Below are 24447 nucleotides of genomic sequence, written 5' to 3'. Positions count from 1 at the left end.
GCATGGATCCTCGGGTCAGGCCCGAGGATGGCGTCGAGAGTGGGGTAATGGCATCAGCAAAAAAGCGCCGGCCGGTTGTCCAGCCGGCGCCGGAAACATCGAGGCTATCAACCGCCGATCGTCGCCTTGCGGGCGTCGATGATCGGCTTGTAGAAGTCGACATTGACTTCCGTGAAGGAGGTGAAGTCACCGCCCATGACGGCGGCGAAGCAGGCCGCGTCCTTCTTCGGCAGGTCGAGCATGAATTGCTTGAACTTCGCCTTCATGTCGCCGTCCATGGAAGAGCGAACGACGATCGGGCCGTTCGGGATCAGCGGCGATTTCCAGAGTTCGACGAGGTCGTTCATGTCGAGAATGCCCTTCTCGACCATCTTGTGCAGGTTGCCGGACGTGTAGCCGTCCTTCCACTCGCCAACGCCCGAACCGAAGGTCGTACCGGCGTCGAAGGTGCCCTTCACGACTTCGAGGACGAGGTTTTCGTGACCACCGCCGAAGCCCGTCTCACCAAAAAACTCCTTGACCGGGCCGCCGATAGCTTCCGGCAGCGTGACGAGCGGCACGAGGTAGCCGGAGGTCGAGTCCGGATCGGCGAAACCGAGCTTCTTGCCCTTCAGGTCTTCGAGCTTGGTGATGCCGCTGTCCTTACGGGCGACCATGATCGAGTGGTAGCCGGTCGAGCCGTCGGTCTGGACGGTCGTCAGGATCGGCTCGACGGCGTCGGCCTTGGCAAGGTAGATCTTGGCAAAGCCGGAAGCGCCGAGTTCGGCATAGTCGAGCGTGCCGCCGAGCAGGCCCTGGATGACACCGTCATAGTCGGCAGCCGGGAAGAACGAGACCTTCTCGAAGCCGAGTTCGGCCTTCAGCTGGTCGCCGAGGCACTGGTAGTTGCGCAGGCGGTCGGCTTCGTTCTCGCCGCCGATGATGCCGACGCGGAATTCCTTGAGGTCTTCAGCCTGTACGTGGCCGGCGAGCGCGATGAGCGCGACGGCGCCGAGAAGAGCTTTCTTCAGCATGGTCTTTCTCCTGTTTGACCGGCTTCGCCGGGGCTCTTTAAAAATGATGGCCCTTCACGCGGGCCCTTCGATCCCAACCGGCTTAAAGGCCGGCCAGTGCCAGCGGTGTCGGGCTGGCGGATTCCTTTGCATTGTCCTGGCGGGCCGGATTGCGGATCGCCGTCGAGGTCATGCTTTCGTCGATTTCCGCGCCGTCGGCGCCGGTGCCGTAGATCGTGCGCACCGCATCGGCATCAAGCTCGCGTGCCGGGCCATCGAAGACGACGCGGCCGCCGGACATGCCGATGATGCGTTCGCAATAGGCGCGCGCCGTATCCAGCGTGTGCAGGTTGGTGATGACGGTGATGCCTTCGCGCTCGTTGATGTCGCGCAGTGCATCCATGACGATTTTTGCGTTCAGCGGATCGAGCGAGGCGATCGGTTCGTCCGCAAGCAGCATCTTGGGGTTCTGCATCAGCGCCCTTGCGATCGCCACACGCTGCTGCTGGCCGCCCGAGAGCGTGCCGGCAGGCTGAAGCGCCGTCTGTTCGATGCCGAGGCGCTCGAGCGCTGCGATCGCCATGATGCGCTCCTCACGGGTGAAGAGATTGAGGACGCTCATGACCGTCGGGCGGTGGTTGAGGCGACCGAGCAGCACGTTGGTGAGCACGTCGAGACGCGGCACGAGATTGAACTGCTGAAAAATCATCGCGCAGTCGCGTTGCCAGTTGCGCAAGCTCGCGCCGCGCAGCGCGGAGACTTCCACATCGTTGAAATGGATCGTGCCCTCGCTCGGATCGGCAAGGCGGTTGATCATGCGCAGCATGGTCGACTTGCCGGCGCCGGAGCGGCCGATGACGCCGACCATCTGGCCCTGCGGAATATCGAAGGTCACATCGTCGACCGCTACGCGCACGCCAAAGCGGCGGGTGACATTCTTCAGTCGAAACATGGTGGATCCCTTTTTGTCCTGTGTCGGATCAAGGCTGGGCCAAAGGCCGGGCCTGTCGCTTTCGGGACTGGCTCTAAACGCTGTTGATGAAGGGGCAATGTCAGTTTCATGTCGGAAAAATAACAGTCCACAGGCCTGAATTTCCGGCATCGGCAAGCGCTTTCTCACCCGTCGTGACGGGCAAGAAAGGCTTCTGCGTCAAGTTTACGAAAGTCGTCGAGAGCGGTGCGCAGCCGGGCATGATCCCAGTCCCACCAGGCGAGTTTTTCCATGCGTTCGGCAATGCTTCGGGGGAAACGTTCGCGGATGACTTTCGCCGCGACGCCGCCGACGACCGTATAGGGTTCGACGTCTTTTGTGACGACCGCGCCGGAGCCTATGACAGCACCGTTGCCGACTGTGACACCCGGCAGGATGGTCGATCCATGACCGATCCAGACGTCGTGGCCGATGACGACGCGGTGCCCGCGCCGCCATTCGAAGAAGTCGGCTTCGTGGTCGGCATCCGGCCAGTAATCGTTGGCGCGGTAGGTGAAATGATGCAGCGTCGCCCGCCACATCGGGTGGTTCGTCGCGTTGATGCGCACTGAGGCGGCGATGTTGGCGAACTTGCCGATCGTCGCACACCAGACGGAGCCGCCGTTCATGATGTAGGAATAATCGCCGATCTCGACTTCGCTGACGCGGCAGTTCTCGTCGATCTCCGTGTAGCGGCCGAGCACCGTGTCGGACACGACTGCAGTCGGATGGATCAGCGGCGTTTCGGACAGGCGGGTCATGCGGCGGCCTTTCGTGGCGAGAAGGCGGAGACGTCGACGATGCGGTCGGCGACCTTTTCGCGCACGTCTTCGTCGTGGAAGATACCGAGGAGCGCGACACCGGCCGCCTTCTTCTCAGCGATCATCTCGACGACCACGGCGCGGTTCTTCGCATCGAGCGATGCGGTCGGCTCGTCGAGCAGCAGGATGCGGTGATCGGTAATGAAGCCGCGCGCGATGTTGACGCGCTGCTGTTCGCCGCCGGAAAAGGTGGCGGGCGGCAGTTGCCAGAGTTCGCGCGGCAGGTTGAGCCGCGCCAGCATGGCTTCGGCCGTCGCCTTCGCCTCGGCGGCATTGACGCCGCGAGCGGTGAGCGGCTCGGCGACGACATCGACGGCCGCAACGCGCGGCACGGTGCGCAGAAACTGGCTGACATAGCCGAGCGTGGCGCGGCGCACCGAAAGAATGGTGCGCGGATCGGCGATCGCCAGGTCGAGCAGGCGGCCGCCGTGCTCGATCAGGATCTGGCCGCTGTCGACGGCATAGTTGCCGTAGACCATCTTCAGGAGCGAACTCTTGCCGATGCCGGACGGGCCGCCCAATACGACGCATTCGCCCGCCTTCACCGAGAAGGCGACGTTCGACATCACGGGCAGACGAATGCCGTCGCGAAGATGCATGGTAAAGCTCTTCGCGACTTCGGAAACAACGAGGGGTGTGGCCATGGTTACACCTGAAGGATCGAGGAGACGAGGAGCTGCGTATAGGCTTCGCGCGGATCGTCGAGCACGCGGTCGGTCAGCCCCTGTTCGATGACGACGCCATCCTTCATCACCATCATGCGGTGCGAGAGGAGGCGCGCGACGGCGAGGTCGTGCGTGACGATAATCGCCGAGAGGCCGAGGTCCTGCACGAGGCCGCGCAGGAGATCGAGCAGGCGCGCCTGCACCGAGACGTCGAGACCGCCGGTCGGTTCGTCCATGAAGATGAGGCGCGGCGAGGTGACGAGGTTGCGGGCGATCTGCAAGCGCTGGCGCATGCCGCCGGAGAAGGCGCGCGGCTGGTCGTCGATACGGTCGACGCTGATCTCGACGCGGCCGAGCCAGGTGCCCGCCGTCTCGCGGATATTGCCGTAGTGCCGTTCGCCGACGGCCATCAGCCGCTCGCCGACATTGGCGCCGGCCGACACAGCCATGCGCAGGCCATCGGCCGGGTTCTGGTGCACGAAACCCCAGTCCGTGCGCATCAGGAAGCGGCGTTCCGCCTCGCTCATGCGGGAGAGGTCGCGCATCTGGCCGTCACGCATGCGGTATTCGACGGCGCCCGATGTCGGCATCAGGCGGGTGGCGAGGCAGTTGAGCAACGTCGTCTTGCCGGAGCCGGATTCGCCGACGATCGCCAGGACTTCGCCCGGCCAGAGATCGAAGGAGACATTCTGGCAGCCGATGCGCGCGCCGTAGAATTTCGAGATGTCGCGGACTTTGAGAAGCGGCGTGTCGGTCATTCGGCAGCCTCCTTGTTGTAAGCCAGATGGCCGCGATGGCCGCCTGCGCAGCGTTCTTCGCAATGGTCGGTGTCCGAGCAGACGAACATCCGCCCGCCCCTGTCGTCGAGCACCACCTCGTCGAGATAGACATTTTCCGCGCCGCACAGCGCGCAGGGCTTGTCGAAGGTCTGGATCTCGAAGGGATGGTCCTCGAAATCGAGGCTGACGACCTCAGTATAGGGCGGCACGGCGTAGATGCGCTTTTCGCGGCCCGCGCCAAAAAGCTGGAGCGCCTCCGACATGTGCATCTTCGGATTGTCGAATTTCGGGGTCGGCGACGGATCCATCACGTAGCGGCCCTCGACCTTGACCGGATAGGCATAGGTCGTGGCGATATGGCCGTTGCGGGCGATGTCCTCGTAGAGTTTGACATGCATCAGGCCGTATTCTTCCAGCGCATGCATTTTCCGCGTCTCGGTCTCGCGCGGCTCGAGGAAACGCAGGGGCTCCGGGATCGGCACCTGGTAGACCAGCGTCTGGCCGGCCGTCAGCTTCTCCTCGGGAATGCGATGGCGCGTCTGGATGATCGTCGCTTCGCGCGTCTTGGTCGTGACCGCCACATTGGCGACCTTCTGGAAGAAGGCGCGGATGGAGACGGCGTTGGTGGTGTCATCCGCTCCCTGGTCGATGACTTTCAGCACGTCCTTCGGCCCGAGGATCGCCGCCGTCACCTGCACGCCGCCGGTGCCCCAGCCGTAGGGCATCGGCATTTCGCGCGAGGCGAAGGGCACCTGGTAGCCGGGAATGGCGATCGCCTTCAGGATCGCGCGGCGGATCATGCGTTTGGTCTGTTCGTCGAGATAGGCGAAATTGTAGGTTGCGAGGTCTGCCGTGCTCATTCTGCGGCCTCCGGAAGATCGATGTTTTGCGCGGCCTCGTATTCGCGCCGCATGCGGCGAACGAGATCGAGTTCGGCCTGGAAATCCACGTAATGCGGGAGTTTCAGGTGCTCGACGAAGCCGGTCGCCTGCACGTTGTCGGAATGGGAGATGACGAATTCCTCGTCCTGCGCCGGCGCGACGATGTCCTCGCCGAATTCCTCCGCGCGCAGCGCCCGGTCGACCAGCGACATGGCCATAGCCTTGCGCTCGCTCTGGCCGAAGACGAGGCCATAGCCGCGGGTGAACTGCGGCGGGTTCTTCGCCGATCCCTTGAACTGGGCGATCATCTGGCACTCCGTCACCTGGATGCGGCCGAGCGAGACGGCAAAGCCGAGTTCAGGCATGTCCAGCTCCACCTCGACCTCGCCGATGCGCACCTCGCCGACAAAGGGATGGGTGCGGGCATAGCCGCGCTGCGTGGAATAGCCGAGCGCCAGCAAAAAGCCCTCGTCGCCGCGGGCGAGCGCCTGCAATCGCAGGTCCCGCGCCATCGGGAATTCCAGCGGCTCGCGCGTCAGGTCGCCAGCGACATGACCGTCCGGCAGGCTGCCGTCATCCTCGACAAGGCCCTCGCCGGCGAGAATGTCGGAAACGCGCATGACCGGCTCGCCGGCCTCCTCGCGCTCCAGCGGCACATCCACCGCTTCGTCGTTCAGCAGCGACGGGTCGAGCAGGCGGTGCGTATAGTCGAAGGTCGGCCCGAGAAGCTGGCCGCCCGGCAGGTCCTTGTAGGTCGCCGAGACGCGGCGCTCGACGCACATGTCGCCCGTCTCGACAGGCTTCGAATAGCCGAAGCGCGGCAAAGTCGTGCGGTAGGCGCGCAGGATAAAAATCGCCTCGATCATGTCGCCGCGGGCCTGCCGGACGGCAAGCGCGGCAAGCGCGCGGTCGTAGAGCGAGGCTTCTGCCATCACGCGGTCGACGGCAAGGCCAAGCTGGGCGACGATCTGCTCGATACCGATGGCCGGCAGCGAACGGTCGCCGCGGCGGCGATCGGCAAGAAGGCGGTGGGCGTTGGAGATGGCGGCTTCGCCACCCTTGACGGCAACATACATGGTCTATGCCTCCTTCACGCTGACGACGGTGGTGCGCGGCAGGCAGAGGATGCTTGAGCCAGCAACGAGGATCAGATCGACGCCGCGCGAAAATTTTTGGCGGTTCTCGGACCAGAAATGCGGGAACATGTCCGGCAAGCCGACGGGCGCGATCTCTTCTTCCGTGCGAATGCCCGGTCCCTTCAGCGTCAGCGGACGGCCACCGTCGAAGGCCTCGATCTCGACGACGAGCGTCGTCGAACGATCAGGATATTCCTGCGTGCCCTGCGCGAAGAGGCAGAGGTTCGGCAGCATGGCGCCCTTTTCGATGAAGGCAAACCGGGCATCCTGCCGCGCGTCGGTGACGGCTGCGCCGGCATTGAAGGCGAGCCAGCCGGGCAGCGCGGAATTGGCGAGTGCCGGGGTCAGCCAGACAGCGGTGTCATGGTCGCACAGCGTCAGCGCGACCGCGCCGGCCGTCGCATTCAGCGGCGCGGGCGGCAGGACCGAGGCCGCGACATCGCCGATCGTGCCCGGGCGAGCCATGCAGTCCATCAGCGTGCGGAAAACGGCCTGGGCCTCGAACACCGGCTCCTCAAAACCGCCGGCAAAAGCGAGCGTATCCAATGTCATCAGTCCTCTCCGCGAACCATGGTGAAGAAATCGACGCGCGTGGCGGCCGTCTGGCGGGCCTTTTCGGCGTCCTCGCCGGCAATGCGCGCGGCGATGGTTTCGAGCAGCGCCGCCACCTCAGCCTGGTGGGCCGGCTGCTGGAAGAGCGCATCGAAGATCGCCGCAAGCCGCGCCTTGGCGCCGTCCGTGCCGAGCGCCTGGCCGTGGCCGACCGTGCCGTCCTGAAGGCGGATGCTGGCGCGGCTCACCGTCGCCTCGCCGAGATTGAACGGCGCACCGCCGCCGCCGATGCGGCCACGGATCATGACGAGGCCCGTTTCCGGCCCGCGCACCGGTTGAACGGCGGGCTGTTCCGCCAGCGCGTCAAAAGCCGCCTGCAACTCGACCCGGCTCGCCTTCGCCAAGAGACCCATGGCCCTCTGCCGGCCGTCCCCCGCGCTTGCGGCAGATTTCTGAACTGATGTCATTGCCTTCTCTCCAAATGTCTATTAATCTAGACAACCGAACATCTAAGTCTCGTCTTAAAGGGCCGGGATGACAAGGGTGTGACAGAGGGTTTCGCGGGGGCGAAAATGGTGGAACGACAATCGGGCGTGGCGCTCTGGCGGCAAATCGCCGACCGCATGCGTCTTGCGATCAACAATGGCGATTTCGACGAAACAGGCATGATGCCGCCGGAAATCACGCTCGCCGCCCGCTTCGGCGTGAACCGCCACACGGTGCGCAGCGCCATGGCGGCACTGACAGAGGAAGGCATCGTGCGCCCTATCCAGGGCATCGGCACGCGCATCGAGCGGCGCGACCGGCTGCGCTTCCCGATCTCCCGCCGTACCCGATTTTCGCAGGGTCTCGGAAATCAGACGCGCAATCTGGAAGGCCAGTTGCTGGCGGCGGCGACAGAGCCAGCGACCGCCGCCGTTGCCGTGGCGCTCGGCCTTGCAGCCGGCGCGCCCTGCGTGCGGCTCGAAACCGTGAACAGCGCCGACAGGCGGCCCATCTCCTGCGGCACGCATTATTTCCCCGCGGACCGTTTCAGCGGGATCGACACCGTCTACGAAAGGACACGCTCCATCACCGCTGCGTTCCAGGAGCTCGGTGTGTCCGACTATGTGCGCCGCTCGACCGAAATATCCGCCATCCATGCCGAAGGCGACGACATCCGCCACCTGAAGCTCTCACCGGGGGCGATCATTCTTGTGGCGACGGCCGTCAACACAGATCTTGACGGCGTTCCGGTCCAGTTCTCCCGCACGCGTTTTGCCGCCGACCGCGTCAAGCTGACCGTGGAGCCGGAAACCGACGGAGTTACTTCCGGCAGCAGAGAATGAAACGGCGGTAAAGCAGTGTGCGCAGCCTGTTGCGCAGGTCCGCCGTGCGCCGCTGCGCCCTCGCGATCGGGCCATGTGAGCCGATCTTGATATCGCGGAACCCCACCGCCGCCAGAAGCGGCTGGACGCGTTCAACGGTAAGCCCGTCGCCAAAGGGCAGCCGGCCCATGATATCGGCATGGCGCGCGCTCATCGCGCCGTCATAGTGCGGATCGGTGCCGATGACCTTGTCGAGCAGGGCGATGGCCCGGCCCGCCAGCCTGCCAAGCCGGGTCGGCGCTGCCCAGTCGCCGTCGAAGAACAGAAGGATGCCGCCCGGCCTCAACATGCGGTGCCATTCGGAAAAAGCCTCGACCGGCGTCGTCAGCGTCCAGACCAGATGGCGGCAGACGATCGCGTCATAGCTCTCGTCCGGCTCCATCGGGTTTTCCGCATCCGCGAGCAGGAAACGCACGCCCTTGGCACCGGCGTGTTTCTTCCGTGCGACCTTCAGCATCGCCTCGGAAAAGTCGAGCGCCGTCACCTCATGGCCGAGGGAAAGCAGCAGACGTGTCACCTCACCTGTACCGCAAGCAAGCTCCAGCACGCGGCGTGGCTCCGGACCGAGATTTTCGCGGATCGCCGCCGCCCAGGCCTCGAACTCCGGTCCTTCGGGAATGCGGTGGCCAAAGGCGAGATCGAAGGTCTCAGAGCGGCGCGACCAGTAGTCGCGAATGTCTTCCTTGAGATGACTGTTGCCGCGTGTGCCGTGCATCACTGCCCCTCGCCCGCATCGATACGGGCAAAGATGTCGTCGAAGCGCGGCCGGGCGCGGGCCGGCACCTCGACCGTGCGGATCGCCTCCGTCAGTTCCGCCTCACCGACCTTCACCAGCATGACCATGCCCATGCCGAAATGCGGCGAGCATTTGATGCCGTAGAAACCGGGGGCATCAAAGGTGACCTCGATCTCCTCGTTGATCTTGCCCTTGAAGCCGGCATATCCCTGCGGAACCATGCCGTCGATGCTGGCGGCGTTGTGGCTCTTGTGGGTGGCGATGAACTTGACGCTGTCCCCCGGCTTGATTGCCAGGAAATCCGGTTCGAAAACCATGGAGCCCTTTTCGCCGCGATTGCGCATCTCGACCCGGAAGGTTTCAGCGGCGACGGGGGCGGCGTGGAGAAGTACGGCGATGGCCGCAGCCAGGAGGAAACGGGTTTTCATCTTGCCTCTGCAACGAGCTTGAGTTTGGCAGGCCGGGGCTCTGGCCGGCGATAGCGAATGAAGCAGCCGCCGGCGCTGTCGCGCTCGACATCCACGGTGACGCCGAAGACATCGTGCAAGCGCTGCGGCTCCAGTACCTTTGCAGGTGTACCGAGCGCGACGATGCGGCCGCCCTGCATGACGGCGATGCGGTCGCAGAACATGGCCGCGTGATTGAGGTCGTGCAATGCCGCAACGACGGTCAGGTCCTGTTCGCGCACCAGCTGGAGCAGGCCGATCTGGTGGCCGATGTCGAGATGGTTGGTCGGCTCGTCGAGCAGGAGGATCGGCGCCTGCTGGGCGAGCGCGCGGGCGATGTGCAGCCGCTGCCGCTCGCCGCCGGAAAGCGTGTGCCACAGCCGGCCGGCAAAGTGCGCCATGTCGACCTCCTCCAGCGCCCTGTCGACGATGGCATCATCCGCCCGCGACCAGGGCGTCAGCGCGCCGAGATGCGGCGTGCGGCCGAGTTCGACCGCCTGGCGCGCAGTGATACGCTCGGTCGTCTCCGCCTGCTGCTCGACGAAGGCGATGCGGCGGGCTATGGCTTGCCGGCCGTGGGCCGAAAGCGGCGAGCCCTCAAGCGTTACCAGACCCGCCTGCGGCTTGCGGATGCCCGCCATCAACGCCATCAGGCTGGTCTTGCCCGAACCATTGGGTCCGATGATGCCGAGAAATTCGCCGGGACGCACGTCGAGCGAGACGTCGGTGAGGATGGTCGCACCGCCGGCCGACCAGCAAAGACCTTTTGCCGAAAGGGTCACAGGGCCGATCTCCTTTGGCTGAGGATGAGCGCGAAGGCCGGCGCGCCGAACAGCGCGGTGATGACGCCGATGGGCAGCACCTGGCCGGGAATGATGACCCGCGACAGCACGTCCGCGGCGATCATGAAGATGGCGCCGATCAGCGCCGAGGCCGGCAGCAGCAACCCGTGGCGGACACCGACGACCATGCGCGCGGCATGGGGAATGACGAGGCCGACGAAACCGATCGACCCGACGATGGAGACCATGACGGCGGTCATCAGTGCCGAGACGGCAATCAGCACGACATAGACCCGGCGCACCGGAATGCCGAGCGAGGCCGCCGATTCCGTGCCGAAGGTGAAGGCATCGAGCGCGCGCGCATGCCAGAGGCACACGACAAGCCCGAGAAGCGCAACCGGCAGCGCCAGCCAGACATCCGGCCAGCGCACGCCCGAGAGATTGCCGAGCAGCCAGAACATGATGCCGCGTGCCTGTTCCGCATTGGCCGCCTTGGTGACGATGAAGGAGGTCAGCGCATTGAAGAGCTGCGAACCGGCGACCCCTGCAAGGATGATCGCCCCCGTACCGCGGCCTGCGCGAACCGCCAGCGCGCTGACGAGACCGAAGGCGACGAGCGCCCCGATAAAGGCACCGATCGGCAGCGTCAGGATACCGGCGCCGATGCCGAGGATCGCCACCGCGACAGCGCCCGTGGAGGCACCGGCGGAAATGCCGAGAATGTAGGGATCGGCCAGCGCGTTGCGCAGCAGCGACTGCAGGATCACCCCGCAGATCGCGAGCGCCGATCCGCAGCAGGCCGCAACCACGGCGCGGCTCAGCCGGTAGTTCCAGACGATGCCCTCGTCTATCGGCTCGATGGCGTGCCCCGCCTGCCAGAGGCGGTTCGCCACGGTCTTTGCCACGACGTCGAGCGGAATAGCGGTCTCGCCCACCGCCGCGCCCACCCCGAGCGCGGCGACAAGCAGCACGAGCGCCGCAAGAGCGACACCCGTGCGCAGCAGGATGGGGCGATCAGCCGTCACTTCGCGAGGCCAGCCTTCTCGATGGCGTCGGCAAGCACCTCGATGCCCTCGATCGTGCGGATCGTCGGGTTCATCGCCTGGGCGTCCATATCGACGACATGGCCGTTCTTCACGGCCGGCATCAGGCTGGCGACGGGATCTTCCTTGAGGAACGTGTGCTTGACCGCGACGTCATCGGCAGGGAAGCGGCGGCGCTCCATCTTGCCGGCGACGATGATGCTCGGATCGGCCTTGGCAACGGTTTCCCAGCCGACCGTCGGCCATTCCTCGTCGCTCTCAATGACATTGCGGATGCCGAGCGCCGACATGATGTAGCCCGGCGCGCCGTTGCGCCCGGCGACATAGGGGTCGATGTCGAGTTCGGCGCTGGAGAACCAGAAGACGGCGGAAAGCTTGCCATCCGCCGAAGCGATCTTCTTGCGCGCCGCGTCTTCGCGCGCCTTGAGGTCGGCGATGACTTTCTCGCCCTGATCCTGCACATCAAAGATCTGCGCCAATTCGCTGATTTCCTTGTAGATCAGCTCCATCGTGAAGACCGTCTTGCGCACCCCGTCGCCGCCACCGGAATTGTCCTTGCCGATGCAATCGGCCGGCGAGGTGTAGACCGGGATCTTCAGTTCATCGAACTGCTCTGGCGTCGCGACGATGCCCTCCGGACCGACATGCCACTGGAACTGCGCCGTCACAAGGTCCGGCTTCTTGGCGACGACGCTCTCGAAGCTCGGATCGTTGTCGGCAAGGCGCTCGACCTTGGCGTTGGCGTCCTCGTAACCCGACAGCACCGGGCCGATCCAGACCGCCGTGCCGACCATGCGCTCGCCAACGCCGAGGAGATACAGGATTTCGGTCGAGCTCTGGCCGAGCGAGACAGCCCGTTCCGGCGCCTTCTCGAAGGTGACCTTGCGGCCGCAATTTTCCAGCGTCAGCGGATACTGCGTCGCGGCCGCCTGCGCGGCGCCCGCTGACAGGGCAAACACGGCGGCACCGGCCAGCGCGGAAACGAGGGATGCGGCGCGCACGGCCGCAGGCAGAATGGTCATGGGTTTCTCCCGAATGAATGAAAGCGTGCGGGCTCAGCCGACGCGCCGACAGGCGCGCGCCGATTGCGGTCGGGAGAAAACGATTGGAATTCCGCCGTTGCCGGCAGCCAGGGTCGTCATAGGGTCTCCTGTTCCGGGCATCCCCGCCCGTGACTTGGATTTTTCTCGACGACGGCAGGTCTCCTGGCTCACGGATATCTGCTGCCTGTCTGCCTTCCCGCGGAAAAACCGCAGTGGCATGACGCGAAAACGCGTCCGAGGACAGGCGGCAATCCGCCTACAGTTGCGGGGGCAGCCACGGAATGGGTCCCTGTTGGGTCGTCCGCACCGTGTTCCCTATTAATCCCCTGGGAGTCATCCCTCGGGAAACCGTCGATCCATCCTTAATCCGCCGCGCTCGGCAGCGTCAAGGCGCTCAGCTCTCGAAATCTCCGAAGATGTCCTGGAGGCGGGTAAGCGTATCGACGCGCTCGCTCACGGCTTCGCCCATGAGCACAATGATATTGCTGAGCATGAGGTCCATGACCGCGGTCATGGTGGCTGCGCCATCCCAGAGCGGCCCGTGCGAGCCCGGCACGACGAGGCAGATATCGGAAACATCCGGCCCCCAGGGGCAGAATTCGTCGGTCAGCAGCACGACCTTGACGCCGGCCCGCCGGGCCTCCAGCGCCAGCGGCCGCGCCTTGGCGGCAAAGCGGCGCACGTCGTGCAGGAACAGCACCCTCCCCTCGACGGAACCATCGAGCAATTCCGCATAGGTGCCGTTGAGACCATCGACGAACTGCACGCGCGGGCGCGTATAGGAAAGCTGGCTGGCGAAATATTGCGCGATGCCGCGCACATTCTGATAGGCGGCGACATAGACCTCGCTTGCGCCGATCAACGCGTCGATCGTCTGCTGCCATTCCGGTGCGCCGGTGATCGCATAGATCTGGCCGAGATTGTCGATCTGCTGCTGGATGAGGCCGGCGAGGAGCTTTCCCTCCTTGCGGTCCTGTTCCAGCGAAGCGACTTGGGCCTTGACCTCCCAGGCCGGATTGGAACCGCCGCGGCGCAGCTCGCTCTTCAACTCGTCGAGGCCGTCGAAACCCATGCGGCGCAGATACCGGCCGATGGTCATCGGCGAGACCTGAAGCCGCTGGGCGATCGAGCGCGCGGTCTCGAAGGGGAGATCGGCGATGTTGCGCTCGATATAGTGGGCGATCAGCTTGTCGGATTTGGACCGCCTGAGATCGTCGGACTGAACGAGCTTCAGAATGCGTTTCGACACGTCGCCCTCTCCCAAAAATCCCGCCCGCCGAAAAGACGGGCGGGGATCGCGCATGGTCACTGCGCCGTCTTCACCCGCGTCCAGACCCGGTCGAGCTGGCGGAGCGCCGGGCCCAGGTCCTCGAAGATCTGGAGACGCGCCATGGTCTCGGCGGGCGGATTGATCTCCTTGCTATTCTTGATCTTTTCCGGGGTCAATTGCCGCGCCGGCACGTTGGCCGTGCCGTTGGTCTGCTGCGAGACGTTGAGCGCGGCAATTTCCGGGCGGGTGTAGAATTGCAGGAATTTGATCGCGTTCTCCTTGTTCGGCGCGCTCTTCAGGACGCAGGCATCCTCCTGGTACATCGTCGCCCCCTCCTCGGGGATGACATAGCCAAGGTCCTTCTCGTCGCCGAAGACATCGACCATCGCGCCGACGAAGAAGTGGCCGGCCGCGACGTCGCCGGATTGCACCATCGGCCGCGTGTCGTAGGTGAAGGCTGCCACATAGGGCTTCATGGCAATGATCGTTTCCGCCGCCTGTTGCAATTCCGCCGGATCGGTGGAGTTGATCTTGTGGCCGTTCAGCATCAGGCCGACCGCCAGCACCTCGCGCATGTCGTCAAGCAGCGTGAACTTCAGCCCCTTGGCCTTCACCGTCTCGATCAGGTCCTTCCAGCCGGTGACGTCCTTGCCGAGGATCGTGCGGTTGTAAAAAATGCCGACCGAACCCCAGGCATAGGGCAGGCAATATTCGCCCTTCGGGTCGCTTTTGGCGCGCAGGAACGCGGGATCGATGTTCTTGAACCCCTCGAACGTGTTGATGTCGGTCTTTTGCAGAAGCTCCAGCTTGGCCATGATGTCGTGCATGTGCACGGAGGGGAAGACGATGTCGTAGCCCGTCGCGCCGCCCTGGATTTTCGCCAGCATCTCCTCGTTGGAGGAATAGGTCGAGAGGTTGACCTTGATCTGGGTCTCCTCCTCGAACTTCTTCAAAACCTCCGGATTGATGTATTCGCCCCAGTTGTAGATGTTGAGTTCGGCGGCGTTCGCCATGCCGGCCGTCGCCGCGAGGGCGGCGAGTGAAAAGGCGGTGCGGCGCGTCCATTTGCCAAGGCCGAATGGGCCGCCGCGGTAAAATTTCGTCATCGAATGATCTCCTCTGATGGTTTGGCCCGTCACGGCCCCGGCGTTTTCCTTTGCGCCGGATGTTCCTGTCCCGGCTTCTTTCGGCCGTTGACTTGAATGGGTAAATGGTATCCAACTATCGAAATCGCACAAGCGTTATTTTAATAACATTTTGGGGAACGACGATGCGAGATTCGATAGTCCGCCTGGAGAAGGCGGCGAAAGCCTTCGGCACGCCCGAGGGTCAGACAGTGACGGCGCTCGACGCGATCGACCTTGATGTGCGCCGCAACGAATTCCTGACGCTGCTCGGCCCGTCCGGCTGCGGCAAGACCACCCTGCTCCAGGCAATCAGCGGCTTCGTGGAGCTCGATTCCGGCCGCATCCTGATCGACGGCGAGGACATGACGGACCGCCCGCCCTATCGCCGGCCGGTCAACACGGTGTTCCAGAACTACGCGCTCTTTCCGCATATGACGGTCGGCGAGAACACCGGCTATGCGCTGGAAGTGGCCGGCGTCGCGCGGACGGAGCGGGCAAAGCGCGTTGCCGAGGCGCTCCGCATGGTCGGCCTTGAGGGCATGGAGGGCCGCAAGCCGCGCCAGCTCTCCGGCGGCCAGCAGCAGCGCGTGGCGCTCGCCCGCGCCATCATCGCGCGTCCGAAACTGCTGCTGCTCGACGAGCCGCTCTCCGCCCTCGACAAGAATCTTCGACAGGCCATGCAGATCGAGCTGAAGACGCTGCAGCACGAGCTTGGCATCTCCTTCATCTTCGTCACGCACGACCAGCAGGAGGCGCTGACCATGTCGGACCGGGTCGCTGTCCTCTCCGGCGGCCGCATCCAGCAGCTCGATACGCCGCGCGCCATCTACGACCAGCCGAAGAACAGCTTTGTCGCCACCTTCGTCGGCGCGAGCAACCTTTTCGAAGGCGAGGCGATCGGCGGACAATTGCTGACGACGGACGGCCTCTCCATCACACACGCCACGGCACAAACGACGGGTACGGCGACCGCCCTCATCCGCCCCGAACAATTCTTCCTCGCACAGCAGGAAGACACCGCCCCCGCCCTCGACGTCGACCTCGAACAGATCGTCTTCGTCGGCTCCACCTTCGAACTGTTCGGCCGCACGGCAACCGGCCGGCGTGTCATCGCGGAAATCCCGGCGGCACGCCGCAGCCTCGTCGGCGAGATCGAGCAATCGCGCCGCGCGCGCCTTGCCTACGATCCTGCGGCGGTGCATCTCATCCCGGCGGAGGCCGCCTGACATGTCGTCCATCGCCTTTCGTCGCCGCGCCCAGCTCGGCCTGTTGCTCGGGCCGGTCTCGCTGTTCCTCGCCGTCTTCTTCCTCGGCCCGCTCGCCATCATGATCGTGACGAGTTTTCTCGCGCCCGGCCTCTACGGCGGCGTGGAATGGACCTGGTATCCGCACAATTACGGCCGCATCCTCGGCTTTGCCGATCCCATGTTCGAGGATTTCGACCCGGTCTATATCGCCATCTTCCTGCGCTCGCTGAAGATCGCGGCGCTGACGGTGGTCGCGACGCTGCTCGTCTGCTATCCGGCCGCCTTCTGCATCAGCCGGCTTTCCGAGCGCTGGAAGAACTTTTGCCTCTTCCTCATCACCCTGCCCTTCTTCACCAGCCTCATCGTGCGGCTGTTCATCTGGGTGCTGATCCTCCGCCAGACCGGCCTCGTCAATTCCGTACTGCTGAGCACCGGCGTCGTCGCCCGCCCGCTGGAGCTGATCTATACGGACGGGGCGATCGTGCTCGGCATGGTCTATGTCTTCATCCCCTTCATGTTCATGCCCGTCTATGCCAGCGTCGAAAAGCTCGACTGGACGCTGGTGCGCGCCTCGCTCGATCTCGGCGCCGGGCCGATCCGCACCTTCCTGCGCGTCATCCTGCCGCTGACGGCGCCGGGCATCGCCGGCGGGGCGGTGATCGTCTTCATTCCGGCGCTCGGCAACTTTGTCGTGCCGGCCATTCTGGGCGGGGCGAAGGTGATGATGCTCGGCAACCTCATCGAGCAGCAGTTCCTTGCCGCGCGCAACTGGCCCTTCGGCTCGGCGCTCGCCATGATGGTGATGTGCGTCATGCTCGTGCTGCTCTTCGCCTATGTCATCGCGTCCGGCCGCCGCGGCCTCGACACTGCTACCGGCCGCTGAGGAGGTTTTCGATGAAGATTTTCGCCTCCCTCGCCCGCGGCAGCCTGATCGCCTACACCGCGCTGTTCTTCGCCTTCATCTATATCCCGCTGGTGCTGATCGCCGTCTATTCGTTCAACGCCAACCCGATCAACATGATGACCTGGACCGGCTTCACCACCGAATGGTACGCCCAGGTTCTCGGTTTCAAGACGACGATCTCCGAAGACGCGCTCTACATCGAATCGACCGACCAGCTCGTGCAGGCCGTCTGGAACAGCCTGCTGATCGCCGCTTCGACGACGACCATCGCCACCGTGCTCGGCACGGCGATCGCCATCGCCCTCTACCGCTTCGACTTTTTCGGCCGTCGCTTCTACCGCACCGTCATGTTCATGCCGATGCTGATGCCGGATATCGTGCTCGGCATCGCGCTCCTGATCTTCTTCGTCAATGCCGGCGTCAATCTCGGCATGAAGACGATCATCATCGGCCAGTGCACCTTCCTGATCTCCTATGTCTTCATCGTCGTCTCCGCCCGGCTCGCCGGCATGGACCGCACGCTGGAAAACGCCTCGGCCGATCTCGGCGCCAACGAATGGACGACCTTCCGCAAGGTGGTGTTCCCGCAGCTCCTGCCCGGCATCGTCGGCGGCGCGCTGCTCGCCTTCATCATCTCGATGGACGACCTCGTCATCACCTATTTCATCGCCGGCGTCGATGTGACGACCCTGCCGATGTTCATCTTCGCCATGCTCCGGCGCGGCATCAAGCCGGAGATCAACGCCATCGCCGTGATGATGCTGACCTTCTCCTTCGTCGTCGCCTCGCTCGGCCTCTACCTTCGTTCCCGGCAGAAATGACATGACCCAGACCGTAAAACCCCGCGCCCGCGCCCTCGGCCTGCCCTTCACCGGCCGCACCGGGCCCTTCAACGCCATCACCGACGTCGAAGGCATCGCCGTCGGCTTCCAGACCATTGTCGAAGAGACCCCGCGACCCGGCCGCAAACTGCCGGTGCGCACCGGCGTTACCGCCATCCTGCCGCATGCCGAGAGCGAAACGCCCGTCCCGGTCTATGCCGGCATTCACCGCTTCAATGGCAATGGCGAGATGACTGGCACCCATTGGATCGAGGACGGCGGCACGTTTCTGGGTCCGGTGATGATCACCAACACCCACGCCATCGGCATCACCCATCATGCGACAATCCGCTGGATGCTGGAGCGCTACGCCTCGACCTACGAGATCGGCGATTTCCTTTGGCTGATGCCCGTCGTCGCCGAGACCTATGACGGCGTGCTGAGCGATATCAATGCCATGCCGGTCGCGGAAGCCGATGCCCGCGCGGCGCTGAACAATCTTTCCTTCGGCCCCGTCGCGGAAGGAAATTGCGGCGGCGGCACGGGCATGATCGCCTACGGTTTCAAGGGCGGCACCGGCACGGCGTCGCGTATCGTCTCCTTCGGCGACAGGGATTACACCATCGGCACGCTGGTGCAGGCCAACCACGGCCAACGCGACTGGCTGACGGTCTGCGGCGTGCCGGTCGGAAAACATATCAAGGACAACACGCCGCAAAGCCAGCTTCAGGAGCGCGGCTCGATCATCGTCGTCATCGCCACCGACCTGCCGCTGGCCCCGCACCAGCTCAAACGCCTTGCCCGCCGCGCCGCCATCGGCATCGGCCGCAACGGCACGCCCGGCGGTAACAATTCCGGCGATATCTTCCTCGCCTTCTCCACCGCCAATCCGCAGCCGATGGCGCATCGCGCGCCGCTCATGCTCGGCCTCGGCATGGTCAACGACGAATATCTCGATCCGATCTACCAGGCGGCGGTGCAAAGCGTGGAGGAGGCCGTGGTCAACGCCATGCTGGCGGCCAAGGACAGCGGCGGCACGCCACATGACCGGTTTCGCATCGATGCCATCAGGCACGACGAGCTGGTGGCCGTCATGCAGCGCTATGGCCGGTTCGGAGAAACGCAGACCAGCGCCTGATTGTCGATAGCATCGGGCGCCCGCAGCAGGAGGCAGCTCAAAGTACGGTTTCAGGCTTCTGCCGGGCCGTCCAGCCCGAGGGCTTCGAGAAGCCGCCGCTGGCGCAAAAGCAGATGGGTGAGCGCAACGACGTCGCCGGCCGCCGGCTGGTGCGTCATGCCCTCGTCCACCGCCTCGACGATCGCCTCCAGCGTATCGAAGATTTCACGCGAGACACCGTGAAGTTCGGAGAACCGCCGATCGGCGACGGCGGCAGCAAGCGTCGCGGTCGACACGCGGCCGATGCCGTGCGGCACCTTCGCCCCCGCGTCGACATAGCCTTCCGGCAGGTCGCCCTTGAGGTTGCGGATGCGGCGATAGCGGATGACGTCGATGATCTGGTCGACCGCCTGGCAGGCCCCGGCAACACGCGAGGGATGGTCCGTGTCGGCTGCCGCATGCGGCAGAAGCTCGAGCTTTCCGGGATGGCGGGCAGCGAGCGTCAGATAGGGCAGCATCGGCCCGCTGAGTGCGCTGCTTGCCGCATCCTTGAAGAGATCGGCATCGATGGCAGCGTGGCGCACCTGGCCGGAGGCGAGCGCCCGGTCGAGCGCCCCGGCATCCACCACCTCGCCACGATCATAGTTGACGACGACGGCGCCGCGGCTCATCGCCGAGAGCACGGCGTCGTTGATGATGCCGGCATTGGCATAGGCGCGTGTCACGGGATCGAGCCGTCCGAGGCCGACATGGACACTGAGTGCATCAGCCCCCGCCGCCGCATCCGTCGGAGAGGATGCATACTCGAACCCCTCCGCCTCGATCCACTGGCGATGTTTTGCGCGCGCATGAACGGCCACCTCCATGCCGAAGGCGCGGGCGAGTTTGGCGACTTCGCGGCCGATGTTGCCATAGCCGATGACCGCCATGCGGCACCCCTCCAGCTTGGCGGTCGGATAGGATTTGAGGTCGCGGCCGGTGTCGAAATCGCCGTTCGCAACGCGTTCATGCATGAGGCCGACCGGCAGATCCGGCGACACCTTCAACAACGCCTTCATCACCATCTGCGCCGTCGCCCGGCTGTTGATGCCCGGCGTGTTCATCAGCGGCGCGATGCCACCCTCGCCGTTGCCGCCGCCCCAGGAGAGCGAGCCCATATTGCCGGTCCCCGCGCCAATGCGCACCCCGCCGAGGGGAAAGACCGCCAGCCGCGGAATGAAGGTCGCCGCGGCGATGAGCGCATCGTACTGCCCGCGTGAGGTCTGCGCCAGGATCTCTGCCTCGGTGCTGATATCCGGCTGGTAGAAGAAGTGGATGCCGGGCGGTAGGGCCTCGCCGGCGAAGGCCGCGTCATGGAACGTACCGCCTCTTTCCTCGATATAGGCTGCGACCTCGCTGAAATCGGGGCGCCCTTCGGCATCGAAGCGCAGGCCGACCAGATCGGCAATCAGGACACGGTAGGCACGTTCGGGATCGTCGAGCCGCACACTCTCCTGCAAAGCCGTGTTTCGATCCTGCATGATACCCCTCCTACGTGTCCCCTTCCTTCCGTATGCGAGTTTCCCGACCCTCGCAAGCTGCCCGGCATACCGGGACAAGCGCCGCAAAGAGCGCAAGGGCGAAGAGGATACCGCCGAGTTCAACTGCCCGGCAAAGATATCGCGGCCTCTACAATTTTTATGAAGATATTTTTGACGATATCGCAAAGGCTTGAGCATCAATGCTGACAAAATACATCAGGCTGGAGTGCCGAGACCCTTGCGCACTTCGTCAGCAGTGCACGGTGTGCAACCGAGATGGCCGAGGGCCAGCGTGACCGCGCCAACAAGATCGGCATTGGACATCGCGCGGCTGCCGTCGGGCCTGAAGAGATTGTTCTCGAAGCCGACGCGGGCATGGCCGCCGAGCAAGGCGGCGGCGGTGACGCAGGCCGCTTCATGGCGACCGAAGGCGCAGACGCTCCAGTTGGAAAAACGCGGCGTCTCCGGTGCCACGAAAGGCAGCAGGTCCGCAGGCTGCGAGGTCTGGGAGACGGTGTAGCGCCCGAGCACGTAGAGCACGGGAATATCCGGCCAGGGCACGAGGCCGCGCCGGATCATTTCGGCGAGGCGCACCGCCTCCGTCGGCTCGTAGAGGATGATCTGCGGCAGGACGTTTTCCCGTTTCATCCAGAGGAGCACGTCGGCGAAGGCGGGTTCGGCAGCCGCATCCGGCACGAGTTCCCGCAACGCCAGCGAGGCCGCTTCCGGCTTCACCGCCTTCAGCACGGCGATCTGCTCTGCTGGCGTATAGAGATCGAGCGCTTCCGTGGTGATCTGGATGACCAGGCGATCGCCCACCGCCGCGCGGACGGCCGCAATCGCCGCCCCGTAGGCATCGGCGTCAAGGAGATGGCGGCCATCTGGCCGGCGCACATGGGCGTGGATCATCGCGGCACCCGCCTCCAGGCAGCGTGCGGCGGTATCCGCCAGTTCGGCAGGCGTCAGCGGAATAGCAGGATGGTCCACTCTGGTGCGGCGGCCGCCGTTCGGGGCCACGGCGATGGCCACGCGGCGCAGTACGGAAGAATCTGTCATCGTGCATCCATAAAATGATTCATATGGATCATATATCTACACAAATGAAACACATGTTGCAAAGAGATTTGGAAAGGTGTATTCGATCGCCATGCAAACCAGCCCTCTCGCAGATCAGATCGTCCAGGCCTTCGACACGATGTCGGAGCAGCTTCAGGCCGCCGCGCAATATGTGCTGAACCAGCCGCACGAGGTTGCGTTGCTCTCCATGCGCGAACAGGCAAGGCAGGCGGGCGTGCAACCCGCCACCATGACGCGGCTTGCCAAACATCTCGGCCTCGCCGGCTATGAGGATATCCGCCAGCGCCATGCGGATGCCATGCGCGGCGACGTCACGGGCTTTGCCGGCCGCGTCGGCGCACAGGCGAAAAGCCAGAAGCTGAAGGGTGACCAGGTATTGGCGGCCGACATGCTGGGCGGCATCGCCGCGCAAGTCAGCCAGCTCTCGCAGCCGCAATCGCTGGAAATGCTGGTAGAGGCCGCCCGCCTGCTCGGCACAGCGCGACGCATCTACTGCCTTGGCCTGCGCTCCAGTCATTCGCCGGCCTGGCATCTGCACTACATCCTGTCGCTCGCGGGAAAACATTCGATCATGCTGGATGCCGTCGGCGGCATCGGCGCCGATGCGCTCGGCAGCGCGAGCGCCGAGGACGTGATGGTCGCTGTCAGCGTTCTGCCCTATACGCGCCAGACGATCGAAATCGCCGACTACGCCGGCGAGGCGAGCGTGCCGCTGATCGCCATCACCGACAGCCTCGTCGCCCCTCTCGCCCAGCTAGCCGCCTGCACGCTGGTGGTGCCGACCGAAAGCCCCTCGTTCCTGCACACGATGTCGCCTGCCTTCGTCGTCGCCGAAGTGCTCGGCGCGTTGGTCGCCGGCCAGGCCGGGGATGCGGCAGGAGCCGCGCTTGCTGCCGTCGACCGGCAGTCGGCGGCCCTCAACATCCATCTCAAGACAAGGGTGAAGCGTCCGTGACCCGCCTCCTGCATCGCACCATCCATTCCCGCATGCCGGTCGCCGTGGGCGGCAGGGGCATCGAACTGTTCGACGCCGAGGGCAAGGCCTATATCGACGCCTCGGGCGGCGCCGCCGTCTCCTGCCTCGGCCACGCCCATCCCGCTGTCCTTTCCGCGCTGCACGAACAGCTTGACCGGCTCGCCTATGCCCATACGGGCTTCTTCACCTCCGAGGCCGCCGAGGCGCTGGCGGAGTTGCTGATCGCTGATGCGCCGGCAGGCTTGAGCCACGCCTATCTCGTCAGCGGTGGCTCGGAAGCGGTCGAGGCGGCACTGAAGATGGCGCGGCAGTACTTCGTTGAGAAGGGCGAACCGCAGCGCCGTCACATCATTGCACGCCGGCAGAGCTATCACGGCAACACGCTCGGGGCGCTCGCGGCGGGCGGCAACGAGTGGCGGCGGGCGCAGTTCAAGCCGCTGCTCGTCGAAACCCACCATATCGACCCGTGTTACGCCTACCGCCTGCAGGAAACGGGCGAGAGCGACGAGGCCTATGCGGCCCGCGCCGCCCGGCAGCTTGAGGACAAGATCCTGGAACTGGGCGCAGACGAAGTCATCGCCTTCGTCGCCGAAACGGTCGTCGGCGCCACGGCCGGCTCGGTCCCGCCCGTTGCCGACTATCTGAAGCGCATCCGCTCCATCTGCGACCGTTACGGCGTGCTGCTGATCCTCGACGAGGTGATGTGCGGCATGGGGCGCACCGGCACGTTGCACGCCTGCGAGCAGGATGGTGTCGCGCCCGACCTGATGACCATCGCCAAGGGGCTTGGCGGCGGCTACCAGCCGGTCGGCGCCGTCCTGCTTTCGGAAAAGATCTTCGAGGCCTTCGCCAGCGGCTCTGGCTTCTTCCAGCACGGCCATACCTATATGGGCCATCCGATGGCCGCTGCCGCCGGGCTTGCCGTCCAGCAGGTCATCCGGCGTGAAAATCTCCTTGCCAATGTCGTCGCGATGGGCGCCGAACTGGAAAGCCAGCTCGTCGAGCGCCTCGGCAATCACCACCATGTCGGCGACATCCGCGGGCGCGGTCTTTTCCGCGGGGTGGAACTGGTGGCGGATCGCGTCAGCAAGCGGCCCTTCGACCCGAAATTGAAGCTCAACGGCCTGATCAAGAAGGAAGCCATGGCGCGCGGCCTGATGGTCTACCCGATGGGCGGCACGATCGACGGCCGGCAGGGCGACCATGTCCTGATCGCCCCGCCCTTCATCGTCGAGCGCGCGGACATCGCGCGCATCGTCGAAAGGCTGGGCGACGCAATCGACGCCGCTATCGGCACACTTCCAAACGCATAACCAAGCAAAAGGGGAACAACCATGAAACTGCGTACCATTCTCTTTGCCGCCTTCGCATCGGCCCTTGCCTTTGGCCAGGGCGTGCATGCCGAAGACCTGGTGGTCGCCACCGACACGGCCTTCGTGCCCTTCGAGTTCAAAGAAGGCGACAAATATGTCGGCTTCGACATCGACATGTGGGATGCCATCGCCAAGGAGATCGGCGTTACCTACACGCTGCAGCCGATGGACTTCAACGGCATCATTCCCGCTCTCCAGACCAAGCAGGTGGACGTGGCGCTTGCCGGCATCACCATCAAGGACGAGCGCAAGAAGGCGATCGATTTTTCCGACGGCTACTACGACAGCGGCTTCCTGTTGATGGTGCCGGCGGACAGCACGGTCCAGAGCGCCGAGGACCTGAAGGGCAAGATCCTTGCCACCAAGACCGGCACGTCGGCAACGGACTATGCCAAGGAGCACTTCAAGGAAACGGAGCTGCGCCAGTTCCCGAACATCGACAACGCCTATCTGGAACTCCAGACCGGCCGCGTCGATGCCGCCATGCACGACACGCCGAACGTGCTCTACTACGTCAAGACCGCCGGCGGCGGCAAGGTGAAGGCCGTCGGCGAGCAGATGATGGCCCACCAATACGGCATCGGCTTTCCGAAGGGCAGTGAGCTCGTCGTCAAGGTGAACGCCGCGCTCGCCAACATGAAGAAGGACGGACGCTACACCGAGATCTACAAGAAGTGGTTCGGCACCGAACCGAAACTCTGATGTCTCGGCGTTCGGCAAGTTTCGGCAGGCAAACCGCCCCGCCCACTTGCTGAACCTGCTCTCGCCGGGCGCGCCGGCATGCCGGCGCACCCTCCTCACG

The 24447-nt window shown here is 64.6% G+C and carries 25 protein-coding genes, 1 pseudogene and 1 riboswitch; of the genes and pseudogenes, 8 read left to right on the top strand and 18 right to left on the bottom strand.

Annotation, left to right across the window (positions count from 1 at the left end):
* Window positions 1-107 precede the first annotated feature (107 nt).
* The 9 genes from phnD to phnG form a co-directional block, all read right to left on the bottom strand.
* A complete protein-coding gene (gene phnD / locus P9A16_RS16890) occupies window positions 108-1013 on the bottom strand; it encodes a phosphonate ABC transporter substrate-binding protein (protein WP_023514462.1) in 906 nt (301 codons plus the stop codon).
* An 82-nt stretch (window positions 1014-1095) separates the two neighbouring features.
* Window positions 1096-1944 carry a phosphonate ABC transporter ATP-binding protein gene (gene phnC, locus P9A16_RS16885; protein WP_023514463.1) on the bottom strand — a complete coding sequence of 283 codons (849 nt, stop codon included), beginning with the start codon at window positions 1942-1944 and terminating at the stop codon, window positions 1096-1098.
* A gap of 164 nt (window positions 1945-2108) precedes the next feature.
* Window positions 2109-2723, bottom strand: a complete 615-nt coding sequence (locus P9A16_RS16880; protein WP_023514464.1) for a DapH/DapD/GlmU-related protein — start codon at window positions 2721-2723, stop codon at window positions 2109-2111.
* Window positions 2720-3427: a phosphonate C-P lyase system protein PhnL gene (gene phnL, locus P9A16_RS16875; protein ID WP_023514465.1), complete on the bottom strand. Its 708-nt coding sequence runs from the start codon at window positions 3425-3427 to the stop codon at window positions 2720-2722. The genes P9A16_RS16880 and phnL overlap by 4 nt, the downstream gene beginning before the upstream one ends.
* A gap of 2 nt (window positions 3428-3429) precedes the next feature.
* On the bottom strand, window positions 3430-4206 hold the full coding sequence (gene phnK, locus P9A16_RS16870) for a phosphonate C-P lyase system protein PhnK (RefSeq protein WP_023514466.1): 777 nt from the start codon (window positions 4204-4206) through the stop codon (window positions 3430-3432).
* The gene (locus P9A16_RS16865; RefSeq protein WP_023514467.1) at window positions 4203-5087 is read right to left on the bottom strand and encodes an alpha-D-ribose 1-methylphosphonate 5-phosphate C-P-lyase PhnJ; all 885 of its coding nucleotides are present in this window, start codon (window positions 5085-5087) and stop codon (window positions 4203-4205) included. Before P9A16_RS16865 ends, phnK begins: the two co-directional genes overlap by 4 nt.
* Window positions 5084-6184, bottom strand: a complete 1101-nt coding sequence (locus tag P9A16_RS16860) for a carbon-phosphorus lyase complex subunit PhnI (RefSeq protein ID WP_023514468.1) — start codon at window positions 6182-6184, stop codon at window positions 5084-5086. The genes P9A16_RS16865 and P9A16_RS16860 overlap by 4 nt, the downstream gene beginning before the upstream one ends.
* A 3-nt stretch (window positions 6185-6187) precedes the next feature.
* The gene (gene phnH / locus P9A16_RS16855) at window positions 6188-6796 is read right to left on the bottom strand and encodes a phosphonate C-P lyase system protein PhnH (RefSeq protein ID WP_023514469.1); all 609 of its coding nucleotides are present in this window, start codon (window positions 6794-6796) and stop codon (window positions 6188-6190) included.
* Window positions 6796-7263, bottom strand: coding sequence for a phosphonate C-P lyase system protein PhnG (gene phnG / locus P9A16_RS16850; protein ID WP_024271637.1), 468 nt, complete (start codon window positions 7261-7263; stop codon window positions 6796-6798). Before phnG ends, phnH begins: the two co-directional genes overlap by 1 nt.
* 105 nt (window positions 7264-7368) lie before the next feature.
* On the opposite strand from phnG, the gene phnF reads away from it, so the two are divergent.
* Window positions 7369-8124, top strand: coding sequence for a phosphonate metabolism transcriptional regulator PhnF (gene phnF, locus P9A16_RS16845; protein ID WP_023516429.1), 756 nt, complete (start codon window positions 7369-7371; stop codon window positions 8122-8124).
* On the opposite strand, the gene P9A16_RS16840 is transcribed toward phnF, so the two are convergent.
* The 7 genes from P9A16_RS16840 to P9A16_RS16810 form a co-directional block, all read right to left on the bottom strand.
* Entirely contained in the window at window positions 8102-8878 is a 777-nt protein-coding gene (locus tag P9A16_RS16840; RefSeq protein ID WP_023516428.1) for a class I SAM-dependent methyltransferase, read from the bottom strand. The genes phnF and P9A16_RS16840 overlap by 23 nt on opposite strands.
* Entirely contained in the window at window positions 8878-9327 is a 450-nt protein-coding gene (locus tag P9A16_RS16835; RefSeq protein WP_023516427.1) for a pseudoazurin, read from the bottom strand. Before P9A16_RS16835 ends, P9A16_RS16840 begins: the two co-directional genes overlap by 1 nt.
* Window positions 9324-10127 (bottom strand): ABC transporter ATP-binding protein, encoded by an 804-nt coding sequence (locus tag P9A16_RS16830; protein ID WP_023516426.1) that lies wholly within the window; start codon window positions 10125-10127, stop codon window positions 9324-9326. The genes P9A16_RS16835 and P9A16_RS16830 overlap by 4 nt, the downstream gene beginning before the upstream one ends.
* Entirely contained in the window at window positions 10124-11152 is a 1029-nt protein-coding gene (locus tag P9A16_RS16825; RefSeq protein ID WP_023516425.1) for a FecCD family ABC transporter permease, read from the bottom strand. Before P9A16_RS16825 ends, P9A16_RS16830 begins: the two co-directional genes overlap by 4 nt.
* Complete coding sequence (locus P9A16_RS16820; protein ID WP_023516424.1) at window positions 11149-12192, bottom strand: ABC transporter substrate-binding protein; 1044 nt, start codon at window positions 12190-12192, stop codon at window positions 11149-11151. Before P9A16_RS16820 ends, P9A16_RS16825 begins: the two co-directional genes overlap by 4 nt.
* 156 nt (window positions 12193-12348) lie before the next feature.
* A riboswitch (cobalamin riboswitch) is annotated at window positions 12349-12581 on the bottom strand.
* Between the two features lie 26 nt (window positions 12582-12607).
* Window positions 12608-13462: a MurR/RpiR family transcriptional regulator gene (locus P9A16_RS16815; RefSeq protein WP_023516423.1), complete on the bottom strand. Its 855-nt coding sequence runs from the start codon at window positions 13460-13462 to the stop codon at window positions 12608-12610.
* A gap of 56 nt (window positions 13463-13518) precedes the next feature.
* The gene (locus P9A16_RS16810; RefSeq protein ID WP_023516422.1) at window positions 13519-14589 is read right to left on the bottom strand and encodes a polyamine ABC transporter substrate-binding protein; all 1071 of its coding nucleotides are present in this window, start codon (window positions 14587-14589) and stop codon (window positions 13519-13521) included.
* 164 nt (window positions 14590-14753) lie between these two features.
* On the opposite strand from P9A16_RS16810, the gene P9A16_RS16805 reads away from it, so the two are divergent.
* From P9A16_RS16805 to P9A16_RS16790, 4 genes are read left to right on the top strand one after another with little or no spacing between them, the layout of a single operon-like run.
* Window positions 14754-15836, top strand: coding sequence for an ABC transporter ATP-binding protein (locus tag P9A16_RS16805; RefSeq protein WP_024271638.1), 1083 nt, complete (start codon window positions 14754-14756; stop codon window positions 15834-15836).
* A gap of 1 nt (window position 15837) precedes the next feature.
* Window positions 15838-16740 carry an ABC transporter permease gene (locus P9A16_RS16800; protein ID WP_023517315.1) on the top strand — a complete coding sequence of 301 codons (903 nt, stop codon included), beginning with the start codon at window positions 15838-15840 and terminating at the stop codon, window positions 16738-16740.
* Between the two features lie 11 nt (window positions 16741-16751).
* The gene (locus P9A16_RS16795) at window positions 16752-17582 is read left to right on the top strand and encodes an ABC transporter permease (protein ID WP_023517316.1); all 831 of its coding nucleotides are present in this window, start codon (window positions 16752-16754) and stop codon (window positions 17580-17582) included.
* Between the two features lies 1 nt (window position 17583).
* On the top strand, window positions 17584-18720 hold the full coding sequence (locus P9A16_RS16790; protein WP_023517317.1) for a DmpA family aminopeptidase: 1137 nt from the start codon (window positions 17584-17586) through the stop codon (window positions 18718-18720).
* Window positions 18721-18770: 50 nt separating this feature from the next.
* Here the strand turns inward: P9A16_RS16790 and P9A16_RS16785 are convergent.
* Together P9A16_RS16785 and P9A16_RS16780 are read right to left on the bottom strand one after the other, a co-directional pair.
* A pseudogene (locus P9A16_RS16785) lies at window positions 18771-20186 on the bottom strand (NAD(P)-dependent oxidoreductase); the annotation flags it as partial.
* A gap of 249 nt (window positions 20187-20435) precedes the next feature.
* The gene (locus P9A16_RS16780) at window positions 20436-21275 is read right to left on the bottom strand and encodes a 3-keto-5-aminohexanoate cleavage protein (RefSeq protein ID WP_024271639.1); all 840 of its coding nucleotides are present in this window, start codon (window positions 21273-21275) and stop codon (window positions 20436-20438) included.
* 91 nt (window positions 21276-21366) lie between these two features.
* Between P9A16_RS16780 and P9A16_RS16775 the strand changes: the two genes are divergently transcribed.
* The 3 genes from P9A16_RS16775 to glnH are packed head-to-tail and all read left to right on the top strand — an operon-like array spanning window position 21367 to window position 24347.
* Complete coding sequence (locus P9A16_RS16775; RefSeq protein WP_023515218.1) at window positions 21367-22251, top strand: MurR/RpiR family transcriptional regulator; 885 nt, start codon at window positions 21367-21369, stop codon at window positions 22249-22251.
* Window positions 22248-23585, top strand: a complete 1338-nt coding sequence (locus tag P9A16_RS16770; RefSeq protein ID WP_023515217.1) for an aspartate aminotransferase family protein — start codon at window positions 22248-22250, stop codon at window positions 23583-23585. The genes P9A16_RS16775 and P9A16_RS16770 overlap by 4 nt, the downstream gene beginning before the upstream one ends.
* A gap of 21 nt (window positions 23586-23606) precedes the next feature.
* Window positions 23607-24347, top strand: coding sequence for a glutamine ABC transporter substrate-binding protein GlnH (glnH, locus tag P9A16_RS16765; protein ID WP_023515216.1), 741 nt, complete (start codon window positions 23607-23609; stop codon window positions 24345-24347).
* The last annotated feature ends 100 nt before the right edge of the window (window positions 24348-24447 follow it).

This window comes from Shinella sp. 838 (genome assembly GCF_029623935.1).
In the GTDB taxonomy this organism is placed as follows: Bacteria; Pseudomonadota; Alphaproteobacteria; order Rhizobiales; family Rhizobiaceae; genus Shinella.
This window is presented reverse-complemented; position numbering and strand designations above follow the sequence as displayed.